A 10,481-nucleotide genomic window follows, 5' to 3' on the forward strand; every position below is an offset into this window, starting at 1 on the left:
CGGGCACCGGGGGCGCCCCCGGGGGGCCGGGCGGGGGGGGCCCCGGGCCCCCCCAAGAGCCGGCCCGCCCACGGCCGCGCGCGCCGCGGCCCTGAGGAGTGCCGGCCGGTTCGAGCGGCGAGGCCCCCCCGATATGTGGCCTGGTTGTTCACTGCCGTTCAAAGCGTGGTGACGGGCGAGCGCACGCTGCGGCGACTCGCCGGTCTGCCGGCGAACCCTTGGGCCAAGGCGGCAGCCGTCAGGGCGGCAGCTTCGTCGATCTCCGCCTCGGGCTCGGGCTCGGGCTCGGGCTCGGGCTCGGGCTCGGGCTCGGGCTCGGGGGAACCTACGGCCGACAACGTCGGTCATGCTGACCAGCTGTGGTCGGGGCCCGGTGGGTCGGTCTCATCGCCGGGGGGGGTAGGCCGCCCCGATCGTGGCGGCGGGCGCGGCGGGAAGGCATCGGTAAGGGAGGAGGGCCGGTGCCCGTCTTGCAATCTGCGGGAGCAGTTGCGTGTGGGCATTGCCGGTAGCGTGATCGTCTGCCGCATGGAGGGTCCATGTGTCCGGCCGGCCCGTGCGAGGGATTCCGGTGGCGAGCGATGGGACCGTGATGAGTGAACTGACGAAGCCCAGAGTCGAGGTTCCGGAGGGTGGTGCGCCCACCGAGCTGACGATCCGGGACCTCGTGGTCGGGGATGGAGCCGAGGCACAGCCGGGCCGGGTCGTCCGGGTTCACTATGTGGGCGTCACGTTCGCGTCCGGTAGGGAGTTCGACTCTTCCTGGGAGGAGGACCGGCCGTTCAAGTTCGCCGTGGGCGGTGGCAGGGCCATCAAGGGCTGGGACCGGGGTGTGAGAGGAATGAAGGTCGGCGGCCGACGCGAGATCATCGTTCCCCCGCGTCTCGGCTACGGCAGGCAGTCGCCGTCTCCCTTGATCCCGGCGGGCTCGACGCTGATCTTCGTCGTGGACCTGCTTTCGGTCGTGGGCGGGCCCGCCGGAGCGAGCCCGGGTTCGACAGGCTCGGCCTGAGCCTGACGCCTCTGAGGAACACAGGACACCCCGTCGCTGCGAGGAAGACGTTGACTGGTCTGGTTCCCAGGGCCAGGCGGACACGGCGCCGAGTTCGCATTCCCGTCGTGCGAGCCAGTCAGCGCGTTCTCGGAGGTCTTGGTCCGGCAGCCGCGCAAACAGTCCGCGCCGGCCATTCCCAGCTACGGTCCGCGGTCGCCCGCTCGACTTCTCTTCGGTACTCCTGAGCAAGGGGAGGGGTGGACGTTCTCCGCAGGCTGGGGCAGCCGATGGACGCTGAACGTCATGCTGGTGGAACCCGGGCTGGTGGTGGAAATCAGCGACGACCTCGCCCGGGACAGCGCGGCCGCTTCCGCCCACCACGTATGGCTGAGGTACGTACGCGACGACCTGGCCCCCGGAGACAGCTGACGGGATGGCGGAAGACTCATGTCAACGCCGAATCCATGCGATCGGCAGCGTGGATGCTGGACAGCTGTTGTCCGTTGCCCGCCCGACGCCGTATGACGAGGTCATTCCGGTGGACCGTTCGCGTCGAGCGTCAGCCGTAAGCTGCTGTCGAAAACCTGGGGGAGACGATGGCTGACGAACGCAAGACGACCGTGCCGGTGTGGACGCTGGCGACTGCTGACGTCCGGGTGCCCGGGTTGACCGCGGGCGAGTCGATGACGGCTGAGCGCCTTGCTGAACTGCGTGGTGTGCTGGCCGTCCTGGCCGACGAGCCGATCGTCACCCTTGAGGTGCACCCGATGCCCGACAGGATCGACCGCGGCCGTGGCATCCCGCTCGACGCCGCAAGTCCCCTGGCGCAGCATCTGTCGCAGTTCATCACGCAGTCAGCGCGTACTTCCCTTACGGCGGCCAAGGCGACCGCTTCCGGCGAAGGGCTGTACCGCATGGTGGTCCCGGCGAAGGTCGCCGCCCAGTTCGGCCAGGGCCTTGTCCGTCCGATGGTGGCGAAGGGCGCAGCCGGTGGCATCTACGGTGAGCTCGTGAAATCGACGGGCAAGATCGCCGCCAAAGCGAGGTTCATGCCGGTCGGTGGAGCGGCGACGGCGGGCGCCGTCGGTGGGGCCGGTGCGACCGCCGGTGCGACCGCTGCCGGAGGCGCGGCGCTCACCGTGGCAGCTCCGCTTGTGCTCATGGCCGTGGCGGTCGGGGTGAGCGCGCACGCCGACCAAAAGCGCCGGCAAGCCGTCGCACACATCACGGAACTGCTGGAGCAGATTCAGGAGGACAATCTCGACGACGAGCACAGCGCACTCAACGGCTGCCGTGCCGCCATCGACAAGGCCACGGCCATCCTGCTCGACCAAGGCAAGCTCGGTGTCTCGCTGGGACTCGACTCGGCCGTGCACACCATCGACACAGCACTGAGCAAGGCCGACCTCCGCCTCGTCCGATGGCAGAGCGCGCTCGACAGACTGCCCGAGGGCGAGGCCGTCGAACTCGCCACGCTGACCAAGTCGTTCCCCGGCGTCGACGACGACGGCGGCATGTTCCGGACCCACCTCGAATTCGCCGCCCTGGCCATCGCGCTGATGCGGCGGGTCATCGTCCTCCAGGCCGTCGAGCACGCCCAGAACGAGCCCGGCAACCCGTTCGAGCACTTCACCAGCGCGCTCAAGCGCGACCAGCGGCGCCTGGACACGATGGAGTCAGGCATCGCGGCCGTCCTGATACGCCTGGCGGCGCTGGAGCTGGCACGCTCGAACGCTCTGCGTCCCGTTCTCACCAACGGTGAGGTCGATCGCCTCATGCGCGGGGCGCACCGGATCCGCCGGCTGGGTGACGGCGTCACGGTCAACGGGCGTGCGGCTGACATCGCGATCGACATCGCCCGTGACACGGACGGATCGGTGGTCGTGTTCCCCGCCCTGCCCGCACAAGGACAGGGCGGGGACTGACCGCCCCCTCGGAGCTCTTCAGGGCGGAGGTGCTGCCCGAGGTAATCGCGGGCGCCGTAGGGATCCACCGGTCGTGCAGGGTGCCATTGGGGTGCAGCGGCTCGGGTTTGTCGAGTGGCTCGCGCCACGCCTTGACGTACTCGGCGAACTTGGTTTGGGCGGACTGGCGAGTGGTGCCCAGGGCCGCGCCGATCTCCTCCCGGTTGGTGCCGCGCGCACGCTCCTGGACGACGGCTCGGCGCTGCGGATCCTCGGCGAGACGGATCAGCTCGGCGACGACGACCGAGTAGATCTGCTTGACGCGGCCCCGGCTTCCGGTCTCGCGTGGCCCCAGCCGACGATGGGTCGGCGATCTCCTTCACCCCTCGCCATGCGTCACGCCACGTCAGGTCGTTGACTGACCGTGGCGATACTCCTCGGAAGGCATCGAGTCCCCATCAGTATTCGCGCCGTCGCGCGTCACCATGAACAACGGACGCGATCGCAGGACCTGCCAGACGAGTTGCCCCCGCATGACCACCCCGGGATCATCCGGTCGGTCCCGCACAGCCCTCGGGCGTGCAGCGAAAGTGCCCGCCCGCTGCCTCGCCATGCGCGATTGCGTCGCTCTCCAGTTCCGACAGGTCCCTTCCGACCAGCGAGATTCCGTCGTACCCCACCTGGAGACCGTGAACGGCATCGGCTGCGATGCAGAACAATCCCACAGCCCGGCTCACGTAAGCCGTGACGGCCAGTCACGACATTGCCCCTAAGCGGACTCCCTACGGTCCCCTCTCATCCCGCCGTGACCGCCGGCCTCGTCGGTGCCGCCCTGCGCCTGTGTGTGTGAGCGCTCCGGCGCCTGCGCGCTCTGTGCCGTGGCGAGCGGGCCCAGATGCTGTGCGGCGCTGTCCAGCAGTCCGAGGTCGGCCTTGGTGTGCGCGATGGCGGCGTCGATCAGGACGGCGACCAGCGGCTCGCCGGCGTGTGCGCGGCGCTGCTGTGCCAGGCCCGCGAGCTCGGACAGGTACGTCTGCCGCTGTGAATCGATCAGCGTGGTCAGGGCCTGCGGGCCCAGCGCGACAGCGCCGAGGAGCTTCAGGAACAGCTCGTCGCGGAAGCCGCCGACACGCACCCAGGCGGTCGTCGCCCACGAGCGCAGCTCGGCCTCGCCCGCTTCGGTGAGCGTGTAGAGGTTCTTGTCGGGCCGGTCGGTCTGCGTGACCTGCGAGCGCGAGACATAGCCGTCACGGACCAGCCGTTCGAGGATCTGGTAGAGGTGACCGATGTTCAGGCCACCCCACTGCGGGCCGACGGCCTCCTCGAACCGGGCCTTGAGTTCGTATCCGTGATTCGGTCGCCGGGTCAGCAGCGCGAGCACGGCGTGGTGGAGCGGCATATACGTCCCTTCTACATTGTGACAACATACCGCTGCATTGCCGCAATGTATGTGGCGCGATGTACGAGGGCGAGGCTGCATCAATGGCTGTGAGCGTGGCGTTACGCGGGGTGAGTCGCCGGTACCCCGGGCTGACCGCTCTGGACGAGGTCGACCTGGAGGTCGCGGCCGGCGAGGTGGTGATGCTGACCGGGCCGTCCGGCGCCGGCAAATCCACCGTCCTGCATGTGACGGGCGGCATGGACCAGCCCGACGAGGGGCACGTCGAGATCGACGGCACACAGCTGGTGCCCCGGGACCTGGACCGTCACCGGCGGCGTATCGGCTTCGTCTTCCAGCGCTTCCACCTGCTGCCCGCGCTGACCGTGCTGGACAACGTCCTCGCCCCCGTCCTGCCGCGCAGAGTGGACTTCGACCGGCGTGCGCGCGGCATGGAACTGCTCGAAGCCGTCGGCCTGGACCAGCGGGCCGACGCCCTGCCCTCGCAGTTGTCGGGCGGCCAGCAGCAACGCGTCGCCGTCGCACGCGCGTTGATCAACCGGCCGGGACTGCTACTGGCCGACGAGCCCACGGGCAACCTGGACAGCGTCATCGGGCGGGAGATCATCGACCTGCTGATGACGCTGCGCGAGCGCTACGGAATGACGATGCTGATCGCGACCCACGACGCGGAAGTGGCCGCCAACGGCGACCGGGTGGTGCGTCTGCAGGACGGCAGGATCACCTCGGACCAGCGGGTCACACCGTCCGGCGACGTGTTGGACCGGCTGGGGGGCCTGCGCCCGTGATAGCGATGATCCTCGATCAGCTCCGGCGGCGCCGCGGGCGCGCGCTGGCCCTGGCCGCCGGAATCCTGGTGGCGGCGACCAGTTTCACCCTGCTGACCGCGACGGTGAGCACGAGCCAGGCGACCACCGTGGGCACGGTACGGAAGAACGCACGGTCCGCGTACGACGTGCTGGTGCGCCCGCCCGACTCGCAGACGGACGTGGAGCGGCAGAGCGGTCTGGTCTCGCCGAACTTCCTGTCCGGCACATTCGGTGGCATCACGATGGACGAGTACCGGCGCATCGGCGACATGGCCGGGGTCGACGTGGCCGCGCCGGTCGCCAACATCGGCTACCTCATGGTGGCGAGCACCGTCACCGTGGACGTGTCCCGCTTCCTGGACGGCAAGGCGTCCCGGCAGATCCTGCGCATCAGCCCGACACTGACCTCCGGACTGGGCACCTACCGCACCTCCGACGAGTACGTCTACCTCACCCGCTCCCCCCTGACGTCGGCGTCGGAGTCGGACGGTCTCTTCGAGTCCGACACCCTGGAAACGGGCGAGGCCGACAAGAGCACCCAGCGGTATCGGATCAAGGGGAAGTACGACGTCTGCTTCTACTTCAACCGGGACAAGTCGGAGCAGACCGAGTTCAACCTGGATCTGCCGTTGAAGCCGAACATCATCGCCGAGGACCTCCGGGACAAGTCGCCGTTCGACCCGGACCTGAGTTCGCGGATGAACTGCCAGTCCGGCCAGGACAAGGCCACCATCGACGTTCCGGTCAGTTACCCCGTGCTGCTGTCCGCCATCGACCCGGTGGCCGAGGACCGGCTGGTGGGCCTGGGCGACACCATCGCCTCGGGCCGGATGCTCACCGAGCAGGACAAGCCGTGGACGGTGTCGTCCGCCAAGAGCGTCCACGGACAGCACGACTCCTACATCCCGGCGCTGCTCAGCGACAACCCGCTGACCACCGGCACGCTCGACGCCACCGTGCAGCGGCTGGACGTCGGCGACCCGGCCGAGCTGCCCTCGAAACTGGGCAACCCGACAGCCGACAGCTTCGTCCGAGGCCTGCGGGGCACCACGGTGGGCAGGACCCGCGTCGATCTGAGCAAGGGCTACCGGAAGGCACTGACCGAGGACTCGTTCGACACCGGGGCCTACTGGACGGTCGGCCCGGTCAGCTACCACCGGACCTCCGACGGCGACCTCGCCGCGCAGCCGCAGCCGCCGCAGAAGCGCAGCCTGTGGATCACCAACTACGACCAGCAGCCGTTCACCAACGTCCCCGAGGAGAACCACCAGGGCACCCAGTACCGAAAGGTGACCAGCCACGTCGCCACGAACTGCATCGGGCTGGGTACCTGCGACGGCGTCGACTCCGGACGGCTGCCCAATCCCTTCGTCCACCTCGTCGGCCGCTACGACACCGGCAAACTGCCCGGCTTCTCACCCCTGTCCGACACCCCGTTGGAGACCTACCAGACGCCGCAGGTCACCGGCGCGGACAGCGCGACCCGAGCGAAGCTCCACGGCGAGCCGCTGCAGCCCGACCGCAACCTGGGCGGCTACGTCAGCCCGCCGCCCACCATGCTGACGACGATGGACTCCATCACCGCGCTCACCAAGAGCCGCCGGGTCCCGAGCCTCCAGGACAAGGCACCGGTCAGCGCGATCAGGATCCGGGTGGCCGGAGTGACCGGCGTCGACACCGCCTCCCGGGCACGGGTCAACGCCGTGGCCGGGGCGATCCGGGCCGCCTACCCTCGGCTCCAGGTCGACGTCACCGTCGGCAGCTCGCCCGCGCCGCAGACGGTGACGCTGAGCGCCTCGGCACAGGTGACGGAGCGCTGGGTCGCCAAGGGCGTGGCACTGCGCATCCTCAAGGCGGTGGACACCAAGAGCGCGGTGCTCTTCGCGCTGGTCCTCGTCGTGTGCGCGCTCTTCCTAGGCCAGGCTGCGCTGGCCTCGGTGCGCTCACGTCGCATCGAGATCGGCACGCTGCGCTGCCTGGGCTGGAGCGGTGGCGAAGTGCTCCGCCTGGTCCTCGGCGAACTGGCCGTGATCGGCCTCGCCGCCGGAGCCGCGGGCACGGTACTCGCATACGTGCTGGGCCGGGTGCTGGGCCAGTCCGAAGCCGGCTCCAAGTCACTCCTCGTACTCCCGGTGGCGCTCCTCCTGGCCACGGCGGCGGGACTGATCCCCGCCTGGCTCGCCACCCGGCTGGGACCGATGGAAGCCGTCCGACCCCCGGTGACGGCGGCCCTCCGCGCACACCCGGTGCGTTCGGTGGCCGGACTGGCCGTGCTCAACCTGCTGCGGGTGCGGGGCCGCACACTGCTGGGTGCGGCAGGACTGGCGCTGGGAGTGGCTGCCTTCACGGTGCTGCTCGCCCTGACGCTGGCCTTCCGGGGCGAGGTGGCCGGGTCACTGCTCGGCAGCGCCGTGGTGGCGCAGGCGCGCGAGGCCGACTACCTCAGCGTCGCCCTGTCCTTGCTGCTGGGCGCCGCGGGCGCCATCGACGTCCTGGTCATCTCGCAGCGCGAACGCGCCGCCGATCTCGCGGTGCTGCGGGCGACCGGCTGGACCAACCGCGAGCTGGCGAAGCTGACCCTCTACGAGGGAATCGGACTGGCCCTGCTGGGTGGCCTGTCCGGTGCGGTGGCCGGCCTGGCCGGGGTGCTGACCCTCGGCCAGGGCGTGCTGCACGGACACCTGTTCACGGTCGTCGGCGCCGCGCTGCTGGCCACGCTCGCGGCGACCGCCCTGGTGGTGGCGGCTCTGACGGTGCCGATCCGGGGGCTGTCCCGGATCGCCCCCGCCCACCTGCTCGCCGCCGACTGAGCCGACCGCCGCCACCGCAGGCGGCATCGCACAGCGGAAGACCCCGGCCGTGTTCACAGGCCGGGGTCTCAGCAGTGGACGGACGTCCGCGGTCGTGCCCCTCCCCTGTCAGCGACAGCCGTTCGCATCCGCTCACATCGCCGGATGCGGGGCGGCATTGAACCCCGGAATCCGGTCACGTGCCGGTCGGCTCGCCGAGGTGTTCCGCCAGGTGGCAGGAGACAGGCAGGGCGTGCGCGGCGGCCGTGCGGGAGCTCTGATCGATTGCGGTCGGTACCGCGTCCATCCGTCGCTCGTGGGCAGTGGCACTCGGCGCGGTCGTCGCCTGGCTGGGCTACTGCCCCCATGGCGGCGAACTGCCGACTCCGCCGACGTGCAGGGCCAACCGCTTGGCGCGGCGCACACCCCGCTCGGACCCAAGAATTGTCAACGATAATTTCAACGAAGCCGCCTGGGCGGCCTGTTGGCGTGGCCGGACCTCGATACCGGGCGGGCTCGACACCACACAGATCGTTGACAAAAATGTCGGCATAATCGCTGTGCATATTGTTAACACTCTTGTAGCGTGCGTCACGCCTGGCCGTGAGGCATCGGCGAACACCTGGTGCTCAATGAGGAGACCATATGCAGCAACTCTCGACGCCCTCCGGACGCGATGCACTCCACCCCGCGGAACGTCGCAAGGGGGCCGCCCGCCCGGCCCGCAAGCGCCTCCTGCAAGCCGTGGCAATCACGGGATCCCTCGCCCTGACGGTGATCGCGATGCCCACGATGGCGGTCGCGTCGTCGTACGAGCGTGGTCACGTCGTGGATCCGCAGGACGCGGCGCTCGCGTTCGACAACAGCGCCTACACCACGATGACCGTCACCGTGGACGGCCAGTCGGTCGCCGTGCGCTGGTACAAGGAGCTGTGCTACGTCGCGAACCCGGTCGGGGCGGCGGCGCAGCAGACGGGGATCTTCGGCTCGACGACGATCAGCAACACCCGGTGCGGCTACGAGTCGATGAACGTGTTCGTGCCGGAGAGCGCCTTCGGCAACCAGCGGGCACCGATCTACTTCGCGGTGAACAACTCCGGCTGGATGGCGAGTTACGTCAAGGCGAGCGTGACGGCCGGCGCCTCCTACAACAGCACGTCGAGCAACGTCGGCGCGGCACTGAAGGCCGGTTATGTGTTCGTGGACGTTGCGAACCGCAGCCGTGGCCTGGTCGGCGCCGACGGCTCCTCCCCGGGCAAGGCTCCGGCTGCGGTGGTGGACGCCAAGGCGGCCGTGCGCTACCTGCGGCTCAACGACCAGGCCATGCCGGGCAGCGCGGAGCGGATCGTCGTCAACGGCACCAGCGGCGGAGGCGCGCTCTCCTCCATCCTGGGCGCCTCCGGCAACGACAGCGAGTACGACTCCTACCTCGCGGCGATCGGTGCCGCCGGTATCGACGCCAAGGGCCGCAGCACCCTGCGCGACGACGTGTTCGCGGTGAACGCGTACTGCCCGATCACCGACCTCGGCAACGCGGACATCGCCTACGAGTGGCTGTACAACGTGCTCGGCACCCGCACGGCGGCGGGGCAGAACGCGCAGGCCGCCGACGCGGCGGCGATGGCGGCGAAGTTCCCGGCGTACGAGAAGAGCCTGGGCCTGCGCAACCCGGACGGCTCGAGGCTGACGGCCGCGAACATGCTGGAGACGATCAAGAAGGAGCTCATCCGGTCCGCGGAGACGTACCTGAAGGCCGATCCGGCGAACACGATCCCGGCGCTGGGCGAGAACTTCGTGATCGCGTCGGGCGGTCCGGGCGGATCGACCACGAAGTCGTACGTCAACGACTGGATGGACGTCGACAACGCCGCGAACAAGGTGCGGTCGGTCGATATGGCGAAGTACCTGAAGTTCGTGGTGACGCAGCAGGCGTTGAAGACGACCCCGGCGTTCGACGCCGTCGGCGTCTACGGCAACACCACGAGCGGTACCGAGACCAACCTGTTCGGCCCGTACACCCAGAAGTACCTGAACTACACCGAATTCAGCTGGGACCACAACAACGTCCCGGGTGACGGCAGCGGCCTGGACGACACCGGGCTGACCTGGAAGCAGTACACCGCGAAGAAGAGCACCACGGTCGACGACCAGCTCCACCTGATCGACCCGATGGACTTCGTCGGTACCAAGGCGGCCGACACCGCGCCGAACTGGTACGTCCGCAACGGCACGCGGGACCGCGACACCTCGTTCATCATCTCGATCAACCTCGACCGGGCGCTGGCGGCGGACCCGCAGGTCGAGGACGTGAACTACCAGGAGGCATGGAACCAGCCGCACGCCGGCAACTACGACGTGCCGGAGGCGATGGCCTGGATCGCCAAGGTGGTCAAGAAGGCCGGCGACCCGCTCGTCAAGGGCCACCGCTAGACGGACCGGTCGCCCGCGGCGGGTGACCTGATCAGTGAGGGAATGGTACGGGCGGGCGCCCGGCCGGGGAATCCGGCCGCCGCCCTCAGGATCCCCGCGTCCGCGGTGTGATCCGCAGGAACAGGCCCTAGACGACCGCTCCCCGCCCCGGATCCC

General features: G+C 69.4%; 7 protein-coding genes. 6 read left to right on the forward strand and 1 reads right to left on the reverse strand.

What is annotated here, in order from left to right:
* Positions 1-592: 592 nt before the first annotated feature.
* The 3 genes from ABT070_RS45540 (at position 593) to ABT070_RS45550 (ending at position 2,919) form a co-directional block, all read left to right on the forward strand.
* Positions 593-1,012 carry an FKBP-type peptidyl-prolyl cis-trans isomerase gene (locus tag ABT070_RS45540; RefSeq protein WP_351769193.1) on the forward strand — a complete coding sequence of 140 codons (420 nt, stop codon included), beginning with the start codon at positions 593-595 and terminating at the stop codon, positions 1,010-1,012.
* Positions 1,013-1,297: 285 nt separating this feature from the next.
* Positions 1,298-1,423 carry a hypothetical protein gene (locus ABT070_RS45545; RefSeq protein ID WP_351769195.1) on the forward strand — a complete coding sequence of 42 codons (126 nt, stop codon included), beginning with the start codon at positions 1,298-1,300 and terminating at the stop codon, positions 1,421-1,423.
* Positions 1,424-1,590: 167 nt separating this feature from the next.
* Positions 1,591-2,919, forward strand: a complete 1,329-nt coding sequence (locus ABT070_RS45550) for a hypothetical protein (RefSeq protein WP_351769196.1) — start codon at positions 1,591-1,593, stop codon at positions 2,917-2,919.
* Positions 2,920-3,667: 748 nt separating this feature from the next.
* On the opposite strand, the gene ABT070_RS45555 is transcribed toward ABT070_RS45550, so the two are convergent.
* Positions 3,668-4,297, reverse strand: a complete 630-nt coding sequence (locus ABT070_RS45555; protein ID WP_351769198.1) for a PadR family transcriptional regulator — start codon at positions 4,295-4,297, stop codon at positions 3,668-3,670.
* Between the two features lie 83 nt (positions 4,298-4,380).
* On the opposite strand from ABT070_RS45555, the gene ABT070_RS45560 reads away from it, so the two are divergent.
* From ABT070_RS45560 to ABT070_RS45570, 3 genes are all read left to right on the forward strand, one after another.
* On the forward strand, positions 4,381-5,085 hold the full coding sequence (locus ABT070_RS45560) for an ABC transporter ATP-binding protein (protein ID WP_351769200.1): 705 nt from the start codon (positions 4,381-4,383) through the stop codon (positions 5,083-5,085).
* A gap of 5 nt (positions 5,086-5,090) precedes the next feature.
* Entirely contained in the window at positions 5,091-7,916 is a 2,826-nt protein-coding gene (locus ABT070_RS45565) for an ABC transporter permease (RefSeq protein ID WP_351769203.1), read from the forward strand.
* 723 nt (positions 7,917-8,639) lie between these two features.
* Positions 8,640-10,325, forward strand: coding sequence for a subtype B tannase (locus ABT070_RS45570; protein WP_351769201.1), 1,686 nt, complete (start codon positions 8,640-8,642; stop codon positions 10,323-10,325).
* Positions 10,326-10,481 lie beyond the last annotated feature (156 nt).

Source organism: Streptomyces sp. NPDC002884, assembly GCF_040295245.1.
Taxonomy (GTDB): Bacteria; Actinomycetota; Actinomycetes; order Streptomycetales; family Streptomycetaceae; genus Streptomyces.

Excerpts from the sequence above, each read along its gene's own strand:
- ABT070_RS45540 (WP_351769193.1), top strand. The coding sequence starts at position 593 with ATGAGTGAACTGACGAAGCCCAGAGTCGAGGTTCCGGAGGGTGGTGCG.
- ABT070_RS45545 (WP_351769195.1), top strand. The coding sequence starts at position 1,298 with ATGCTGGTGGAACCCGGGCTGGTGGTGGAAATCAGCGACGACCTCGCC.
- ABT070_RS45550 (WP_351769196.1), top strand. The coding sequence starts at position 1,591 with ATGGCTGACGAACGCAAGACGACCGTGCCGGTGTGGACGCTGGCGACT.
- ABT070_RS45555 (WP_351769198.1), bottom strand. The coding sequence starts at position 4,297 with ATGCCGCTCCACCACGCCGTGCTCGCGCTGCTGACCCGGCGACCGAAT.
- ABT070_RS45560 (WP_351769200.1), top strand. The coding sequence starts at position 4,381 with ATGGCTGTGAGCGTGGCGTTACGCGGGGTGAGTCGCCGGTACCCCGGG.
- ABT070_RS45565 (WP_351769203.1), top strand. The coding sequence starts at position 5,091 with ATGATCCTCGATCAGCTCCGGCGGCGCCGCGGGCGCGCGCTGGCCCTG.